The sequence below is a fragment of the Zunongwangia atlantica 22II14-10F7 genome, from assembly GCF_002094855.1.
In the GTDB taxonomy this organism is placed as follows: Bacteria; Bacteroidota; Bacteroidia; order Flavobacteriales; family Flavobacteriaceae; genus Zunongwangia; species Zunongwangia atlantica.
Genome location: NZ_ARYN01000008.1, coordinates 188,909 through 205,452 on the forward strand (window position 1 = coordinate 188,909; position 16,544 = coordinate 205,452).

Consider the following 16,544-nt stretch of genomic DNA (forward strand, 5'->3'; position numbering starts at 1 on the left):
AAAACAGGCAATTTTAAATTGAATTTAACGTCATTTTCTTTAAACTTCACTAATTCGCTTTAACTTTATAAAAATTTTGTGCGGAAATGAATTATATACTTTTTGATGGTTCGGTAAGAAACCAATTGCTCCCATTTACTTTTACAAGGCCGGTGGCAGATATTCGTTTTGGAATTTTAAGTATGAGAGAACGTTGGGAATATATTCTTGGTAGTACCACATCAACAATTACCGAAGATTATTTAAGTGAAAAATGGCCTTTGGTAGAGTTCGAAGAAAATATTATGATAAATGCTGCATATTTTCCTTCTTCAGCATTTATCGATCAGGTTAAGAATCTACAAAAAAACGAAGCAATTTTTGATGGAGAAGAAATTGTTGCTTTTTACACCGAAGAAGATCAGGACGTAGATTTTTCAGTATATAAACAATTTGAGATTGCTGGAGATGTACTAAAATTAGAGCATACCTGGGATATTTTTTCAAAGAATGATATTGCTATAAAGTTTGATTTTGAATTGATTACTGAAGATCGCGAATCTCAGCCTATAGATCCCTCAAATTATGTAAAAAACGCCGAAAATATTTTTATCGAGGAAGGTGCTGTGGTAGAAAATTGTTCTTTAAACGCCAGTAATGGTCCAATTTATATCGGAAAAGACGCATTGGTAATGGAAGGCTGCTTTTTTAGAGGACCTATTGCAATTGGTGAAGAGGCCATTGTGAAAATGGGTGCCAAGATCTACGGAGCTACAACTATTGGTCCCGGAAGTAGAGCAGGAGGAGAGATTAATAATTCGGTTTTATTTCAAAACTCTAACAAAGGTCACGAAGGTTATTTAGGGAATTCGGTGTTGGGTGAATGGTGTAATTTGGGTGCAGATACCAACAATTCCAACCTTAAAAATAACTATGCTGAAGTCCGTTTATGGGATTACGAAACTGAAGGTTTCGCTAAAACCGGACTACAATTTTGTGGTTTAATGATGGGCGATCATAGTAAATGCGGAATCAATTCGATGTTTAATACCGGCACAGTGGTTGGTGTGAGTTGTAATATCTTCGGAACTGGATATCCACGGAATTTTATCCCAAGTTTTAGTTGGGGTGGAAGCGCAGGAATGACGACCTATCAAACCAAAAAAGTTTTTGAAGTTGCCAGGCTTGTTTTAGAACGTCGTAAAATGGAATTCACCGAGCAGGATGAAGCAATTTTAGAACATGTTTTTGAAGAAACTTCTAAATATCGTAGGTATTAGTGGCTAGTTAACTGTTTGCGGTTTACAGTTTACAGTGAATCTAAGTCAAATGCTTATCACTTCTTTCTGTTGAATGAGAAGAAGTCAGCTGTTAGCTTTTAGCTTTTTTGGAAAATAGATTAGAGAAAATTGTATTTGACTAAAACTGTTGGTATTATTTCATCCGGATCTGTCTTTCGGTTCGCTAGGCTGGATTTAGTTTCTTAGGATTTTAGTACGTCTCGCTTTTAGATATTAGATTTTTAATATCTAAAAAAGCAGGGAGTCTAGAACATAAAATACATAAAAATTGAAATAACAATAATCATAATTATAGCGGTAAAGGCGACAACTCTTTGCCGCTTATTGTTATTTTCAGTCTTAATTTTCTCGCCTAATTTACTTAGTTCTTCTTTAGAAAGTTTATCGTGTTCACTAAGTTTTCCATGTTTAGCTCCTGTCTTCTCCGCATAGCGCTCTAGCTGAGAAGTTCTTTTTCTCCTATTGTTTCGCTGACTTACAATTGCTGCTATGGCACTACCAAAACTCATATTTAGAATGGAGATATAAGAAAATAGATTTTGGCCTGTTTAAAAGCTATTATCTAACATTTCACTATTCACTATTCACTATTCAATCTTACAAAACCAACTCCTCAAACAAACAATCTAAGGTTTTTTGTAAATCCTTACTAAAGCCCGGGTGTGTTTTAGAAGTCTGAATTACTGAACTTCTTGTAGCAGTTAACCATCGAAACCTGGAAGCTGCATCCATTTGTCCAATTGGGCCCGCATTTTTTGCACCTTTACAAATGCGTTTAAAAGAATCTAAGTTTTTTTCGATTTCTTCTAGATCGCAATCGGGGCAAATAGCTTTTAATTTTTCTTTATTAAGATAATAGCGCATATTTATAAATCTGGTACTTTTAGAATAAATTCCCACGCCCACATTTATAAATTCTTCACGTTCAACCTTAGGAACGATCCTAATTACGGCATACTCATATAAGTGATTCTCTTGCATCTTGCGCTTGTTTTGTGAAAATTTCAGAATGAGTTAATCGTATTTTTAAGAAGTTAAAGTAAACTTCTCTAATTTCTTCAGGAGATTCGTCGGTGCCTTCCCAAAATAACCAATCTTCAGGAATTAAATTCACGATATTTTGTAAAACTTCAGGAGTTAATTTCTTTTTAAACTCGTTATCGGCTTCCTTAAGTTTAGCGGCTTGTGGCAGTAAAACATGATCTTTGATAAAAGCAAACGGTGTTTTTGCGGTTTTCTCCCAGTTGGTCCAGGAGTGATGAAAATATAACGAAGCACCATGATCTATAAGCCATAATTCTTTGTGCCAGCTTAACATATTGGTGTTTCTAAATGTACGATCGATATTGGTTAAATAAGCATCCAGCCAAACAATTTTCGAAGCGGTTTCAGGATCGATTTCAGTAACCACAGGATCATAATTTATTGCTCCAGATAGAAAATGAAGGCCTAAATTCAAGCCCTGACTCCCTTTTAGTAAATCCTGAATTTCTTCATCACCCTCAGTTCTACCAAAAGCTTCGTCTAATTCAGCAAAAACAATTTCAGGAACATTAAAGCCTAAAAAACGTGCAATTTCACCACCAATTAAGTCGGCAATTAAAGCTTTGCTACCATGCCCCGCGCCTCTAAATTTTATCACATATTTAAAATCATCGTCGGCATCCGCCAGCGCAGGTAAAGAACCGCCTTCTCGTAAAGGCGTGATATATCGCATCACATTAACCCTTCGTAAATCTAAATCTTTACTCCTCATCGCTTATAATTTTCAGCAAATATAAATTTTTATAAATGCTGGTAAACCTAAGATTGTGGAAAATGGCAGCAGTTTTTATAATTATAGTTTAATAGCATTTATGCTGAAATTGGATGTTTTAAAGCATTATTTTTTTAAAATTCTTCAGTAATTAATCTTTCCTAATTATCGATATTGGTTAAAATAGAGGAATAATTTTTTAAGCGGTTGATTTACAAAGTTTAAAACAATAGTGCCAATTTTAGTAAACCAATTTTAGATAGTATATTTGCAGCCCAACTAAGGTAAAACGTGTTTTTGCTGAAAAGAGCAGGAAAATGATGGATAAAAAAGTTGCTTTTTATACGCTAGGATGTAAATTAAATTTCTCTGAAACTTCAACTATAGCAAGATCTTTCCAGGATGAAGGATTTCAGAAGGTAGAATTTAACGAGCATGCAGATATTTATGTGATCAACACATGCTCTGTTACAGAAAATGCAGATAAGCGCTTTAAAACCATTGTAAAACAGGCTCAGAAATCAAATGAAGATGCTTTTATTGTTGGTGTTGGTTGTTACGCGCAATTAAAACCAGAAGAATTGGCTGCGGTAGATGGAGTTGATCTTGTTTTGGGGGCTACAGAAAAATTTAAGATTACAGATTATCTTAATGATCTTTCCAAGAACGATTTTGGAGAAGTACACAGTTGCGAAATTCAGGAAGCCGATTTTTATGTAGGATCTTATTCTATTGGTGATCGTACCCGTGCCTTTCTAAAAGTTCAGGATGGTTGTGATTATAAATGTACGTATTGTACAATTCCTTTAGCACGCGGAATTTCAAGGAGTGACAAGCTGGAGAATGTTTTAAAAAATGCAGCTGAAATTTCTGAACAGGGCATTAAAGAAATTGTGCTTACCGGGGTGAATATTGGTGACTATGGGAAAGGTGAGTTTGGCAATAAAAAGCATGAGCATACTTTCCTGGATTTGGTAAAAGCTTTAGATGAAGTTGACGGTATCGAAAGGCTTAGAATCTCTTCTATCGAACCGAATTTGCTTAAAAACGAGACCATCGATTTTGTGTCGCAAAGTAATACGTTTGTGCCGCATTTTCATATTCCGCTACAGAGTGGGAGTAATGATATTTTAAAATTGATGCGTCGTCGTTATTTACGTGAATTATATGTAGATCGCGTTGCGCAAATTAAAAAAGTGATGCCAGATGCCTGTATTGGTGTAGATGTAATTGTTGGTTTTCCTGGTGAGACCGATGAGCATTTTCTGGAAACTTATAAATTTTTGACTGAACTTGATATTTCTTATCTACACGTTTTCACCTATTCTGAACGTGATAATACTCCAGCTGCTGAGATGAGCGGAGTGGTTTCTAATAAGGTTCGTAAAAAACGTAGTAAAATGTTGCGTGGTCTTTCTGCTAAAAAGCGTAGAGCATTTTACGAAAGTCAGTTAGGAACAACGCACACCGTTCTTTTTGAAGGTGAAAATAAAGAAGGTTACATTCACGGATTTACAGAGAATTATGTAAAAGTAAAAGCCCCGTGGAATCCGGAGCTTGTAAATACGCTTCATCAAATTCAGCTTACCGAAATTGACGAAGACGGTCTTGTAAGATTTGAATACGTGAAAGAAGCAATTATTGCTTAAATATTAATTCCTACAGGTAAAAGATCTTTGTATTTTCTGCGGTTTCGCCGCATAAATTTGGCAATATCGGGATGCGTTGGCATTACTCTAAAATTAGTATTTTCTTTAATTTCAGCTAAAACGGCCTCGATAAATTTGTTGGTAGTTTCTTCATCCTCTACCTCTTTGGGCATTCTTAGTTTAGTAAGAAAAATTTTGCGCTCCTGGTCGGCATACTCAATAATGGCTAATTCGCCATTTAGCGTAGTTTCGAATTGTCTTAAAAATTCATTGTTGGTAATTTTAAAATCCTCTTCATTCATCATATAAATATTTAAGTCTGAATTCGGCAAATCGTAGGTTTACCGAATTCAGAAAGTGTTATTCTTACTCCATTGGTACTTCAATAAGTAGTATTTTACTTTCTTTGCTGAAGGAAACTTCAAAAGATGTAACTTCAGAAATTCCCATAGCATCTCTTTTGTTTAGCTTTTCGCCGTCGATGCTGGCTTCACCTTCAATCAAAAAAGCATAAACACCACTGTTTTTTCCTTTTATAGTATAATCAAAATTTGTGCCTTCTTCAAAATTACCAAGAGATAGATAAGCTTGCTGATGGATCCAAAGCGCATTTTCAAAATCATTTCCTTTAGGCCCAACAACGGTTACCAGTTTATTAGGGCTTAATAATTCTGAAAAGTTTTTTTGATCATATCTTGGTTCTACATTTTCTTTTTCAGGAAAAATCCAGATCTGTAAAAGATTAAGAGTTTCAGAATGATTTGGGTTAAATTCGCTATGCTCTACACCAGTACCGGCACTCATTACCTGTACTTCACCCGCATTAATTGTTGAAGCATTTCCCATAGAATCTTTGTGCGCAATGGCACCTTGTAGCGGGATGCTAATAATTTCCATATTTTGGTGAGGATGCGTTCCAAAACCCATTCCGCCTTTTACAAGATCATCATTTAAAACTCTTAATAGTCCAAAATGAACATTATTAGGATTAAAATAATTTGCGAAGCTAAAAGAATAGCGGGCATTAAGCCACCCAAAATCTGCCTTTCCTCTTAAATCTGCTGGATAAATTGTCTTTTTCATTTTTCTTTTTCTTTTATGTAAGCCAATAATTAAATCTTATTTTTGAAAGTAAACTTTCTCTAGGCAATCTTGATAGAGGTTAACCTAGATGTTATTTTATTTTGCTGTATTCCTATCCCGATAGCTATTGGGACTGGAACTTAATATTTAATCTCGATTATCGAGTAAAATTACAATTTTTAAGGCTGCTTTTGGTCTTTTACTAACATGAGTGATAGCGCTAAACAATTGATTCACGTATACTTTATGCCAGGAATGGCGGCCAATCCATCGATCTTTGAGTTTATCGAGCTGCCCGAAGATCAATTTAAAATTCATTGGTTAAAATGGCTAATTCCGGCTCATAACGAAAGTATAAAGGATTATTCTAAGCGAATAATTGAAAATATTCATCATGATAATATAGTTTTAATTGGCGTTTCTTTTGGCGGAGTTATTGTGCAGGAAATAGCAAAATATATAAAAGTGCAGCGATTAATAATTATTTCTAGCATTAAATGCCGGGACGAGCTGCCTAAAAAGATGAAGTTTGCCAGCAAAACAGGTATTTATAAGTTATTGCCAATTGGTTTGCTAGATTATATAGATCATTTAGAAAAGGTAGCGGTAAACGATTATCTTAAAAAAAGAGCAAAATTATATCGACAGTATTTGTCGGTTCGTGATAAATATTATCTTTCGTGGGCTATTCAGAATATGGTAAATTGGGATTGTACTACGGTAAATCCAGAGATTATTCATATCCATGGAGATAAGGATATTGTTTTTCCTATTAAATATATAACAGATGCTATCGTTGTAAAAGGAGGAACGCACGTAATGATCATTAATAGATTTAGGTGGTTTAATAAATATCTGCCAGATTTAATTCTGAAAGGAAGAAAAGTAATAGAAAATAATCCGAAAATTATTAAAATATAACATGAAAATCTTAAAAACAGGACTGATAGTAGTAGGAGCCGCGACAGTTTTTTTTGCAATTACAGAGGCGGTACAAAGTCCAGATATACAGGAAGAACATAAAGAAGTGTATCAGGAGACGTTCGATAAAAATGTGGCTAAAGTTTATACAATTAAAGCATTAAGTATTCCTGATAATATCAATTTTGCAGGAGAGTCTGTTCCGCTTACAGATCCCGATATTCATGAACGTTTGGATCGTGAATTATTAGTTAACACGTATTGGCAATCTAATGCTTTGTTATTAATGAAAAGGGCTAATAAATATTTTCCTATAATCGAGCCTATTTTAAAAGAAGAAGGTGTGCCCGATGATTTTAAATATTTGGCTGTTATTGAAAGCGGATTAACACAGGCGGTAAGTCCTGCAAATGCTGTTGGTTTCTGGCAGTTATTAAAAGGAACTGGGCGCGATCTTGGTCTTGAAATTAATAGTAATGTGGATGAGCGTTATCACATTGAAAAAGCAACAAGAGCTGCATGCCAGTACTTGAAAGAATCTAAAGCAGATTTTGGAAGCTGGACATTGGCGGCAGCGGCTTACAATGCGGGTAGGGCAGGTGTAGCAAGACAGCAAGAGCGACAAAAAGTAACCGATTATTATGATTTATTGCTAGGAGAAGAAACTGGTCGTTATATGTTTAGGATCTTAGCGCTAAAAGAAATCATGTCAAACCCTTACGAATATGGATTCAAGTTTGAAGAATCAGATCTTTATCAGCATATCCCAACAAAAAAAGTAAAAGTTGATACCGTCGTAAACGATTTCCCTGATTTTGCCGCGCAATATGGTATTACTTATAAAATTTTGAAAATTCATAATCCCTGGTTACGTGAAGCGCACTTAAATAACGCATCAGGTAAAGCATATTATATCGATATTCCTGAAGATGGATATTACACACAGGGATATTCTCAGGTAGAATAAAATGGAATATATAAAACCAAAAAAGGGCGTTTTAAACGCCCTTTTTTAGTTTTTCTCTTTAGCAACTAATCTGGATTTTGAAAAAGTACCTTCATCTTTAATAAGATATGCTGCTATGCCTGTATCAATTTGATTGAAGTTTTTCTTTAATGCGTTTTCAATCGGAGTTCCATAAGCCACTGCCGTATAGCGTGTGATATCCATTATTTTCTTATCCTCGTTAATAAGAAAGCAGGTGGGAAGTCCTAACGAATGTTTTAATTGTTTTACGATGTAGGGCGATTTATTTTGAGTCTCGTCAACATATACGATTTTTACAGCTTTATTAAAGTCTTTAGAAACTTTTTTTACTTTATCCCTGGTATCCCAAAACAACACAATAACCTGAATTTGATCTCTGTATTTTTTGGCAATATCGTTTATAGCAGGAATCGCACCTTTGCCGGGGATGCACCAGGAGGCATAAGTAATTAGATAAATCGATTTGTTGAAATCGTAAAGATTAATTTCTTTTCTGTTCAGATCATTAAACTGAAAATTGTCAATATAAGATCCTGCCAGGTGGTTCACCGTTAAAGAATCGAATAAACGCTGGCCTTCTTTATAATTTCTCTGTCTAAAAGCAAAGTCTGCTTTCTCGTTATAATCGGCTAAATGTAGGGCTAAAGCTTCAGTAAAGAGCAATTTATCTTTTTTGATAGTGTCGGTTTCCTGAGCAGAAACTAGTGACACGTTTAAAGACAGAAAAATCAATATAGCACATATAAACTGCTTCATTGAAGTTTAGACTGTAATTAATTGTACCCCAAAGATAAACAATATCAAGTGCAATGCGAAAAAATATCGACTAAGAACCTAATTATTAGTCGATACGTCACGAAGTTATTAATTGAAAATAGAGATTTACAGCTTAGATTTTTTTCATTTGCTGTTTCATCATTCTAATTTGATCGGTAAGCATACCGTGCTTATCAAGTTTTTTAGCTTCAGCAAGAAGATTGGTGGCTTCGCGTTTCCTTCTTTTGGTCATAGCTATACCTGCAAGATTCAATTTTGCCATAGCCAAATCGTGATCCATAGAAAGCCCAAGTTTAATTGCCTTTTTGAAATGTTTTTCGGCCTGGGTAATATTTGTTTGAGAAACCATTAGCCCATGTAAATACCAATAATAACCTTGTTGCTTTTTGGTAAGTGCGCCTTCTGGATTCTTTATTTTATCCAGCCATTTTTTAGCACCCGGAAAATCCTGTTTTCTTAAGCGTAAAAAAGCCAGAAGAATAATTTCGTTCTTAAAATATAAAAATACAAAGATTCCTGCTAAAAGTATAAGCATAATACCATTGCCAATGTATCCTTCGATAAATTGCCAAACGGCTGCCGCTAAAACTAATCCCGCTAAAACTAACTTTATATTTTTATTGAACATAGTCTATATGATTTTTGAGCCGCCAAAGGTAATAAAAAGATTTAAAAATAATTTAATTTTCTATTTGGAAGAGTTAAAAAGCTTTGTATATTTGCACGCAGTTTTAAAAAGAGCAATTAAAAAAGATTTCACAGAAGTTTAAAGATACAGTAAAATGAAAAGAACGTTTCAACCATCTAAGAGAAAAAGAAAAAACAAGCACGGATTTAGAGAGCGTATGGCTAGTGTGAACGGTAGAAAGGTGCTTGCTAGAAGAAGAGCAAAAGGAAGAAAGAAATTATCTGTATCTTCTGAAAACAGACATAAACACTAATGATAGTTAGTGATTTTAAATATTAAAGGTGTTACTTTTTAGGTAACGCCTTTTTTTATATCTAATAGCTTCTTACATTTATACCACCACAACACAATTTAAAATGCCCAAAAACAACAATCTTAAAAGTATTTTGATTATTGGTTCTGGACCGATTGTGATCGGACAGGCCTGTGAATTCGATTATTCAGGAACTCAATCACTTAGATCTTTACGTGAAGACGGTATAGAGACGATCCTTATCAACTCTAACCCGGCTACGATCATGACAGACCCCTCTATGGCAGATCATGTTTATCTTAAGCCACTTACTACAAAGTCTATTGTTGAAATTCTTGAGGCACACCCAAACATCGATGCAGTATTACCAACGATGGGAGGACAAACTGCCTTGAATCTTTGTATTGAAGCAGACGATAAAGGAATCTGGAAAGATTATAACGTAAAGCTTATTGGTGTAGATATCGATGCGATAAACATCACAGAAGATAGAGAGCAGTTTAAACAATTAATGGGACGTATCGGTATTCCGGTTGCTCCTGCTAAAACTGTAACTTCTTATTTACAAGGTAAAGAGGTTGCTCAGGAATTTGGTTTCCCATTAGTAATTAGAGCTTCTTTTACTTTAGGGGGTAGCGGGGCAGGTTTTGTTCATAGAGCTGAAGATTTCGATGAGATGCTTACTCGCGGTCTGGAAGCTTCTCCTATTCACGAAGTTCTTATCGATAAAGCACTTCTTGGTTGGAAAGAGTACGAATTAGAGCTACTTCGTGATAAAAATGATAATGTTGTAATTATCTGTACTATCGAAAATATGGATCCTATGGGAATCCATACCGGTGATTCTATTACTGTTGCTCCTGCGATGACGCTTAGTGATAGCGCTTTTCAGAGAATGCGTGATCTTGCTATTAAAATGATGCGTAGCATTGGTGATTTTGCCGGTGGATGTAACGTACAGTTTGCAGTAAGTCCAGATGAAAAAGAAGAAATCTATGCAATCGAGATTAACCCTCGTGTATCCAGATCTTCTGCTTTAGCATCTAAGGCAACAGGATATCCAATTGCAAAAGTAGCAACTAAATTAGCTTTAGGTTATACTTTAGATGAACTTGATAACCAGATTACACAATCTACTTCAGCTTTATTTGAGCCATCTTTAGACTACGTAATCGTAAAAATACCTCGTTGGAACTTCGATAAGTTTGAAGGTTCAGATAGAACTTTAGGTCTTCAGATGAAAGCGGTTGGAGAGGTAATGGGTATTGGACGTTCGTTCCAGGAAGCTTTACACAAAGCAACTCAATCTCTAGAAATTAAGAGAAATGGTCTTGGAGCCGATGGTAAGGGATATACCAAATACGATGAAATTATCGAAAAACTTACCTATGCAAGTTGGGATAGAGTTTTTGTAATTTATGATGCCATTCAGGCGGGTATTCCTTTAAGTCGTATCCACGAAATCACTAAAATCGATATGTGGTTCCTAAGACAATACGAGGAGCTTTACATTCTTGAAAAAGAAATTTCAAAATACGATATCAACTCACTTCCAAAAGAGCTAATGTTAGAAGCAAAACAAAAAGGTTTTGCAGATAGACAGATTGCTTACATGGTAAAATGTCTGGAAAGTGAAGTTTACAATAAACGAAGCGAATTAAATATTAACCGTGTTTACAAACTTGTAGATACCTGTGCGGCCGAGTTTAAAGCAGAGACTCCTTATTATTACTCAACTTTCGAAGCAGAAATCGAAACTGCAGATGGTAATGTTTATACCTCTAACGAAAGTGTAGTGACAGATCGTAAAAAGATTGTTGTTCTTGGATCTGGGCCAAACAGAATTGGGCAGGGAATCGAGTTTGATTACAGTTGTGTACACGGAGTTTTAGCGGCTTCAGAATGTGGTTATGAAACCATTATGATTAACTGTAACCCAGAAACGGTTTCTACAGATTTTGATGTTGCAGATAAATTATATTTCGAGCCTGTATTCTGGGAACATATCTACGATATTATTCGTCACGAAAATCCAGAAGGTGTAATCGTTCAGCTTGGTGGGCAAACGGCTTTAAAACTTGCTGAAAAATTAGAGCGCTACGGAATTAAAATTATAGGAACCAGTTTTGAGGCACTAGATCTTGCTGAAGATCGTGGTAGTTTCTCTACACTTCTTCAAAACAATGATATTCCTTATCCTGAATTTGGAACTGCTGAAAATGCTGAAGAGGCACTAAAATTAGCAGATCAGTTAGATTTTCCAATTTTAGTTCGTCCTTCTTATGTTCTTGGTGGGCAGGGAATGAAGATCGTAATTAACAAGCAGGAATTAGAAGAAACTGTAGTAGATCTTTTACGTAAGATTCCAAATAATAAATTATTATTAGACCATTACTTAGATGGAGCTATAGAAGCTGAAGCTGATGCGATTTGTGATGGAGAGGATGTTTACATCATTGGTATTATGGAGCATATCGAACCTTGTGGAATCCACTCGGGCGATTCAAATGCACTGCTACCTCCTTTCACACTTGGTGATTTAGTGATTCAGCAAATAAAAGATCACACTAAGAAAATTGCATTGGCACTAAATACAGTGGGATTAATCAATATCCAGTTTGCCATAAAAGATGATAAAGTTTACATTATTGAGGCAAACCCAAGAGCGTCCAGAACAGTTCCGTTTATCGCTAAAGCTTATAAAGAGCCTTACGTAAACTACGCAACTAAAGTGATGCTTGGAGACAAAAAGGTTAAAGATTTCAACTTTAATCCACAGTTAGATGGTTATGCGATTAAACAGCCGGTGTTCTCTTTCGAGAAATTCCATAAGGTGAATAAGCAATTAGGGCCAGAGATGAAGAGTACAGGAGAAAGTATCTTATTCATTAAAGACCTTAAAGACGACGATTTCTACGATCTTTATACGCGTAGAAAAATGTACCTAAGCAAATAATGATAGTTTAGTTCATATCTCTAAAATCCTCTGTAATTTTAGGTTCTTTGAAACCGAATCTTACAGGGGATTTTTTTATTGGAACGGCCAAAGGGTATATTACGGCTAGGCTTGCCTCGAGGTAGTTTACTTTGAAAAAATTTTAATGCTGAATTTATCCTGAAATTCGATAAAAACAGAATCAATTTTATAAAGAATGAAAGAGCTTTTTTTAATTATAGGAGGTGTTTACGGAACTTTAGCAGTAATATTTGGTGCTTTTGGAGCTCACGCTTTAAAAAAGAAATTATCTGAAGACCAGCAGAAAAGTTTTGAAACCGGAGTGCGCTACCAAATGTATCACGCTTTAATTCTTATTATTTCAGCAATTGCATTTCCGTTTAGGGAAGTTTCTCAGCAACTAACAGCCTGGTGTTTTGTAATTGGCGTTTTACTCTTTTCTTTCAGTATTTATGGATTAATTTTAAGTGACGCAGCAGGAAAGAAACTACGCTTTTTAGGTCCTGTGACGCCGCTTGGCGGACTTATCCTAATCATTGGGTGGATCTTGTTTACGATCAATATAGCTGAAATTGCCAACTATTTAAATCCTGCGCAATAAAAATTCCGTTTAATTTACACCGCAATTTGTGCGAGTTAAAGCAAAGTCTTCGTTAAATTTATAACTCTTGCTATCTTCAGTGAGATAACCTTCAACTAGTTGATTTTCTTTTTGTAGAAACATCACTTGTCTAACCGAGGTTTTGCCTTCGCTCATAAACTCATAATCGGCAAAGAGCGTATCACCCTTCATTTCTCCTGAAATTTCACCTCTATTTATATCTTTTTCTTTCAGCATATAAATAAGACTTCCAGAAATATTTTTATCTAATTTCTCGATATTAAGACTAATCGTATCGGTTTCTGAAGCGTATAAATAGCACATCATAACAGGAATTTCTTCTTCTTCCTCTTCATATTGCTGTTGAGCTTCAACCAAAGTTTCAGAATCTTTAGTATCCTGATTTTCGTTGTTTTTGCAGGATATTATTAAAATTCCGCTTAAGCCAAGAGTGAGTAGTCGAATTTTCATGTCTTAATTTTTTATAAAGGTAATTGGTCTTTCAATAAACGCCAATGGCTTAACAAAATTTTATTGGCAGCGCCAAAAGCTAAAATATCCTGAGGCTTGCCTTGAGGTAGTTTATTAGATATTAAGTTTAAGCAATTTCAGGATCTCTTTTTCTATATTTTTCAGCAAAATAGGCAATCAAAATTAGCTGTGAAGAGTGAAAAAGCATGATTGGGAGTAATAATAAACCGGTATTAGCCGAATTTCCGAAGATTACCTTCACCATAACAGAGCCATGTACAAGGGATTTCTTTGTACCGCAAAACTGAGCGGTTATTTTATCTTCAATGGGGAGTTTAAGTAAGTTACTGACTAATGCCGTAAGGTAATACACTACAAAAAACAGTACTAAAACGCCCAATATTAGCAATAAGAATCCGCTTAAATCTATGGTGTCGAATAAATTTGAAGTAAACGTATTGCTAAAACTGCTATAAACGATAATTAGAATAATTCCTTTATCAAAAAGACCCAGTTGCTTGCTATTTTTCCTGGCCCAATTCCCAAAAAAACGCTGCAAAATAAGTCCGAGTACAAGCGGAGCTAAAATTTGCCATCCTAATTTTAAAAGAACGTCCATAAACTGAAAATCGGCACTTTTACCTAAAATTAAACTTAGCCAGATTGGTGTGGCAAAAATTCCTATTAATCCAGATAAACTAGCGTTAAAGATAGCGGTAGGTAAATTTCCCTTTGCCAGTGCCACCATAACAATAGAAGAACTAACGGTAGACGGCAAAGTTGCCAGAAAGAAAATAGCTGTCCAAAGTTCAGATTCTTTACCTTGGTCGAACAAAGGTAAATAGGCGAGTGCTAAGAGCGGAAAAACTATGAAAGTGGTAAGTTGTACAATAATGTGAACTTTGTAGTTTAAAAGCCCTAATTTGATCTCCTGGGGAGCAAGTTTTAATCCGTAGAAAAAAAAGATAAAGCCAATCCCAATATCGGTGATAGTCTTTAAAGGCAATAAATCATTTCCCTGCGGAAGTAGGTATGCCAAAAGAATAACGCCAAAAAGCGAAATGATAAAACCGTTAATTTTCACAACTAGCGTTCAATAATTACTTTATAATCTTCTAACATGTGCAGATAATTTTCTGAAACAAAATCGGTTTCATCAAATTGATTTGCTCTCTTCTTCTTGTAATTTATTCTTTTAATACTTTTTGTGAATCGTCGAATATCGTGATCGTTATCCAAAATCAAACCGGGTACTTCTACAGATTTTCCGTTATCATCTTTAGCCACCATGGTGAAATAAGACGAATTACAATGTTTTTTTTCTCCAGTCTGTATATTTTCGGTTTCTACTCTAATACCAATAACCATCGAGCTTCTACCAACATAATTTACAGAAGCCTTCATGGTTAATAATTCGCCAATTTCTATTGGTGCTAAAAAATCTACAGTATCTACACTTGCAGTAACGCAATACGTGGCTGAATGTTTAGAAGCACAAGCAAAGGCAATTTGGTCTAAAAGTGATAATACGTATCCACCGTGAATTTTTCCGTTAAAGTTTGATCTGTTAGGTAACATAAGTTCAGATATGGTTACCTGTGATTCTTCTACTCGTTTAAATTTTTTTTGTTCTGTCATCTATCTCTAAAATGTGGGGATTTTGCTTCTTCTACGCTGGTGACAAAATATTTGCTGTCACCCCAAAAAAGAAACGTAGCGTAGCGCTCTACATAATATAACTTAACGTAGTTACCTTCGTTTTCCTGTAAGGCTTTTACAACGTCTTTATCTTCTTTTAATACTGAAAAACTAAAAATTTGGGCACCGCTAATTCCCTGGCTAATTTCACCTTCCCAGGTTTTAAAAACAACGCCTTTTTTACTGAATTTTATAAGTTCACCAGTTCGTGTACCTTCACTGTACGTTGCAAAATAAGCAAAGGCGAAATACAGCAAAAATAAAACGAAAATACCACCAAGAATGTAGTAAAGGACTTTTTTCATTCTAAATATTCTTATAAACTAGATTTAAGAAATCTTCGATTTTTGAAGGTTCTAACCATCTTGTTACAATAACAAGATTTTCTTTTTGATCTACAACGATAAAATTACCACCAAATCCCGCAGCATAAAAAATATGAGTGCCAATTTTTTCCCATTTTTGAGATTCTTCGGGGTTTAACCACCACATATAGCCATAATTTGGATTGGCTGTAGAAGGTTGTATGGCTTCTTTTATTACTTCAGCAGAAATTAGCTGTTTCCCATTCCAGTTTCCATTATTCATAAATAACAATCCAAATCTTGCCATGTCTTCAGTATTAATAAACATTCCGCCACCAGAATGCCCGCCGCCGCTAACAGATTGCATTTTTAGTCCGTCAATGGTGACCCAGGAATTCTCGTAACCATACCAGCGCCAGCTTGTAGAAGCACCAATAGGATCCATTATTTTAGATTTTAGGATTTTTGGCAAAGGTTGTCTAAAAACATTCAAAAGCGAATAGGCCAAAATATTAACCCGAACATCATTGTATTTAAAATAAGTTCCCGGTTCGTGTAATTCTCTAGCGCGCCAGCTATCAATATTGCCATCTCTAGGCGGGCGATCTGCCCAATCGTAAGAACCCCATAATTCGCCAGACCAATCTGAATTTTGCTGAAGTAAATTTTTCCAGCTGATCTTTGCATTGTGATCACCTTCAAAAGTATTATCCCAAACATAATCTTTAACCAGTTCTTCAGGAGCAATTAAAGCGCTGTCAATAGCCAAAAGGGCAGTGGTCGATAAAAAACTTTTGGTAACGCTAAAGGTCATATCCACTCGTTTGGTATCTCCCCATTTCGAAACCAGGTAACCGTCCTTTAAAATGATTCCTGCGGGGCCACCGCGTCTTTTTACCGGGCCTAAAAGTTTATGATAGGGTTCGCTCATAAATCCCTTTAAAATCGCCTGGCGAAGATCTCTTGACTCAGAATATTCATTTTCTTCAGCAAATTTTATGGCTTCAGAAAAATCATAATCATAGTTTGAGGCTTTTTTTCCTTCCATTCTCCAAAAGCCGGGAAATAAACCTGCTGCGCTTGTAGCGAGCTTATAAAAATTAGAGACAGAATTATAT

General features: G+C 35.3%; 19 protein-coding genes. 7 read left to right on the forward strand and 12 right to left on the reverse strand.

Annotated features, from left to right (window positions below; genetic code table 11):
• Positions 1-86: 86 nt before the first annotated feature.
• The gene (locus tag IIF7_RS10405; protein WP_084841622.1) at positions 87-1,259 is read left to right on the forward strand and encodes a GlmU family protein; all 1,173 of its coding nucleotides are present in this window, start codon (positions 87-89) and stop codon (positions 1,257-1,259) included.
• A gap of 266 nt (positions 1,260-1,525) precedes the next feature.
• Here the strand turns inward: IIF7_RS10405 and IIF7_RS10410 are convergent, their stop codons facing one another.
• The 3 genes from IIF7_RS10410 to IIF7_RS10420 form a co-directional block, all read right to left on the reverse strand.
• A complete protein-coding gene (locus IIF7_RS10410) occupies positions 1,526-1,789 on the reverse strand; it encodes a hypothetical protein (protein ID WP_084841623.1) in 264 nt (87 codons plus the stop codon).
• Positions 1,790-1,877: 88 nt separating this feature from the next.
• Complete coding sequence (locus IIF7_RS10415) at positions 1,878-2,261, reverse strand: DUF3037 domain-containing protein (RefSeq protein ID WP_084841624.1); 384 nt, start codon at positions 2,259-2,261, stop codon at positions 1,878-1,880.
• On the reverse strand, positions 2,239-3,036 hold the full coding sequence (locus tag IIF7_RS10420; RefSeq protein WP_084841625.1) for a HipA family kinase: 798 nt from the start codon (positions 3,034-3,036) through the stop codon (positions 2,239-2,241). Before IIF7_RS10420 ends, IIF7_RS10415 begins: the two co-directional genes overlap by 23 nt.
• Before the next feature lie 317 nt (positions 3,037-3,353).
• Here IIF7_RS10420 and mtaB point away from each other — a divergent pair, with 317 nt between their 5' ends.
• Complete coding sequence (gene mtaB, locus IIF7_RS10425) at positions 3,354-4,685, forward strand: tRNA (N(6)-L-threonylcarbamoyladenosine(37)-C(2))-methylthiotransferase MtaB (RefSeq protein ID WP_084841626.1); 1,332 nt, start codon at positions 3,354-3,356, stop codon at positions 4,683-4,685.
• On the opposite strand, the gene IIF7_RS10430 is transcribed toward mtaB, so the two are convergent.
• Positions 4,682-4,990 (reverse strand): N-acetyltransferase, encoded by a 309-nt coding sequence (locus tag IIF7_RS10430; protein WP_084841627.1) that lies wholly within the window; start codon positions 4,988-4,990, stop codon positions 4,682-4,684. The genes mtaB and IIF7_RS10430 overlap by 4 nt on opposite strands.
• A gap of 61 nt (positions 4,991-5,051) precedes the next feature.
• Positions 5,052-5,768, reverse strand: coding sequence for a pirin family protein (locus tag IIF7_RS10435; RefSeq protein WP_084841628.1), 717 nt, complete (start codon positions 5,766-5,768; stop codon positions 5,052-5,054).
• A 207-nt stretch (positions 5,769-5,975) separates the two neighbouring features.
• On the opposite strand from IIF7_RS10435, the gene IIF7_RS10440 reads away from it, so the two are divergent.
• Positions 5,976-6,689, forward strand: a complete 714-nt coding sequence (locus IIF7_RS10440) for an alpha/beta hydrolase (RefSeq protein WP_245801613.1) — start codon at positions 5,976-5,978, stop codon at positions 6,687-6,689.
• 1 nt (position 6,690) lies between these two features.
• Positions 6,691-7,656, forward strand: a complete 966-nt coding sequence (locus tag IIF7_RS10445; protein ID WP_084841629.1) for a lytic transglycosylase domain-containing protein — start codon at positions 6,691-6,693, stop codon at positions 7,654-7,656.
• 45 nt (positions 7,657-7,701) lie between these two features.
• Here the strand turns inward: IIF7_RS10445 and IIF7_RS10450 are convergent, their stop codons facing one another.
• Both IIF7_RS10450 and IIF7_RS10455 read right to left on the reverse strand, forming a co-directional pair.
• Positions 7,702-8,433 (reverse strand): TlpA family protein disulfide reductase, encoded by a 732-nt coding sequence (locus tag IIF7_RS10450; protein ID WP_084841630.1) that lies wholly within the window; start codon positions 8,431-8,433, stop codon positions 7,702-7,704.
• A gap of 133 nt (positions 8,434-8,566) precedes the next feature.
• Complete coding sequence (locus IIF7_RS10455; RefSeq protein ID WP_084841631.1) at positions 8,567-9,082, reverse strand: hypothetical protein; 516 nt, start codon at positions 9,080-9,082, stop codon at positions 8,567-8,569.
• 154 nt (positions 9,083-9,236) lie between these two features.
• On the opposite strand from IIF7_RS10455, the gene rpmH reads away from it, so the two are divergent.
• The 3 genes from rpmH (at position 9,237) to IIF7_RS10470 (ending at position 12,952) form a co-directional block, all read left to right on the forward strand.
• Positions 9,237-9,395, forward strand: coding sequence for a 50S ribosomal protein L34 (gene rpmH / locus IIF7_RS10460; protein WP_013071475.1), 159 nt, complete (start codon positions 9,237-9,239; stop codon positions 9,393-9,395).
• Positions 9,396-9,498: 103 nt separating this feature from the next.
• On the forward strand, positions 9,499-12,351 hold the full coding sequence (gene carB / locus IIF7_RS10465) for a carbamoyl-phosphate synthase large subunit (RefSeq protein WP_084841632.1): 2,853 nt from the start codon (positions 9,499-9,501) through the stop codon (positions 12,349-12,351).
• Positions 12,352-12,547: 196 nt separating this feature from the next.
• Complete coding sequence (locus IIF7_RS10470) at positions 12,548-12,952, forward strand: DUF423 domain-containing protein (protein ID WP_084841633.1); 405 nt, start codon at positions 12,548-12,550, stop codon at positions 12,950-12,952.
• Positions 12,953-12,961: 9 nt separating this feature from the next.
• Here the strand turns inward: IIF7_RS10470 and IIF7_RS10475 are convergent, their stop codons facing one another.
• From IIF7_RS10475 to IIF7_RS10495, 5 genes are all read right to left on the reverse strand, one after another.
• Complete coding sequence (locus IIF7_RS10475) at positions 12,962-13,423, reverse strand: hypothetical protein (protein WP_084841634.1); 462 nt, start codon at positions 13,421-13,423, stop codon at positions 12,962-12,964.
• A gap of 127 nt (positions 13,424-13,550) precedes the next feature.
• On the reverse strand, positions 13,551-14,507 hold the full coding sequence (locus IIF7_RS10480; protein WP_084841635.1) for a bile acid:sodium symporter family protein: 957 nt from the start codon (positions 14,505-14,507) through the stop codon (positions 13,551-13,553).
• Positions 14,508-14,509: 2 nt separating this feature from the next.
• On the reverse strand, positions 14,510-15,061 hold the full coding sequence (locus IIF7_RS10485) for an acyl-CoA thioesterase (RefSeq protein WP_084841636.1): 552 nt from the start codon (positions 15,059-15,061) through the stop codon (positions 14,510-14,512).
• Positions 15,058-15,426 carry a 6-phosphogluconate dehydrogenase gene (locus IIF7_RS10490; RefSeq protein ID WP_084841637.1) on the reverse strand — a complete coding sequence of 123 codons (369 nt, stop codon included), beginning with the start codon at positions 15,424-15,426 and terminating at the stop codon, positions 15,058-15,060. The genes IIF7_RS10485 and IIF7_RS10490 overlap by 4 nt, the downstream gene beginning before the upstream one ends.
• Before the next feature lies 1 nt (position 15,427).
• Positions 15,428-16,474, reverse strand: a complete 1,047-nt coding sequence (locus tag IIF7_RS10495) for a serine hydrolase domain-containing protein (RefSeq protein ID WP_317041872.1) — start codon at positions 16,472-16,474, stop codon at positions 15,428-15,430.
• Positions 16,475-16,544: the final 70 nt, after the last annotated feature.

Excerpts from the sequence above, each read along its gene's own strand:
- IIF7_RS10405 (WP_084841622.1), top strand. The coding sequence starts at position 87 with ATGAATTATATACTTTTTGATGGTTCGGTAAGAAACCAATTGCTCCCA.
- IIF7_RS10410 (WP_084841623.1), bottom strand. The coding sequence starts at position 1,789 with ATGAGTTTTGGTAGTGCCATAGCAGCAATTGTAAGTCAGCGAAACAAT.
- IIF7_RS10415 (WP_084841624.1), bottom strand. The coding sequence starts at position 2,261 with ATGCAAGAGAATCACTTATATGAGTATGCCGTAATTAGGATCGTTCCT.
- IIF7_RS10420 (WP_084841625.1), bottom strand. The coding sequence starts at position 3,036 with ATGAGGAGTAAAGATTTAGATTTACGAAGGGTTAATGTGATGCGATAT.
- mtaB (WP_084841626.1), top strand. The coding sequence starts at position 3,354 with ATGATGGATAAAAAAGTTGCTTTTTATACGCTAGGATGTAAATTAAAT.
- IIF7_RS10430 (WP_084841627.1), bottom strand. The coding sequence starts at position 4,990 with ATGATGAATGAAGAGGATTTTAAAATTACCAACAATGAATTTTTAAGA.
- IIF7_RS10435 (WP_084841628.1), bottom strand. The coding sequence starts at position 5,768 with ATGAAAAAGACAATTTATCCAGCAGATTTAAGAGGAAAGGCAGATTTT.
- IIF7_RS10440 (WP_245801613.1), top strand. The coding sequence starts at position 5,976 with ATGAGTGATAGCGCTAAACAATTGATTCACGTATACTTTATGCCAGGA.
- IIF7_RS10445 (WP_084841629.1), top strand. The coding sequence starts at position 6,691 with ATGAAAATCTTAAAAACAGGACTGATAGTAGTAGGAGCCGCGACAGTT.
- IIF7_RS10450 (WP_084841630.1), bottom strand. The coding sequence starts at position 8,433 with ATGAAGCAGTTTATATGTGCTATATTGATTTTTCTGTCTTTAAACGTG.
- IIF7_RS10455 (WP_084841631.1), bottom strand. The coding sequence starts at position 9,082 with ATGTTCAATAAAAATATAAAGTTAGTTTTAGCGGGATTAGTTTTAGCG.
- rpmH (WP_013071475.1), top strand. The coding sequence starts at position 9,237 with ATGAAAAGAACGTTTCAACCATCTAAGAGAAAAAGAAAAAACAAGCAC.
- carB (WP_084841632.1), top strand. The coding sequence starts at position 9,499 with ATGCCCAAAAACAACAATCTTAAAAGTATTTTGATTATTGGTTCTGGA.
- IIF7_RS10470 (WP_084841633.1), top strand. The coding sequence starts at position 12,548 with ATGAAAGAGCTTTTTTTAATTATAGGAGGTGTTTACGGAACTTTAGCA.
- IIF7_RS10475 (WP_084841634.1), bottom strand. The coding sequence starts at position 13,423 with ATGAAAATTCGACTACTCACTCTTGGCTTAAGCGGAATTTTAATAATA.
- IIF7_RS10485 (WP_084841636.1), bottom strand. The coding sequence starts at position 15,061 with ATGACAGAACAAAAAAAATTTAAACGAGTAGAAGAATCACAGGTAACC.
- IIF7_RS10490 (WP_084841637.1), bottom strand. The coding sequence starts at position 15,426 with ATGAAAAAAGTCCTTTACTACATTCTTGGTGGTATTTTCGTTTTATTT.
- IIF7_RS10495 (WP_317041872.1), bottom strand. The coding sequence starts at position 16,474 with ATGGAAGGAAAAAAAGCCTCAAACTATGATTATGATTTTTCTGAAGCC.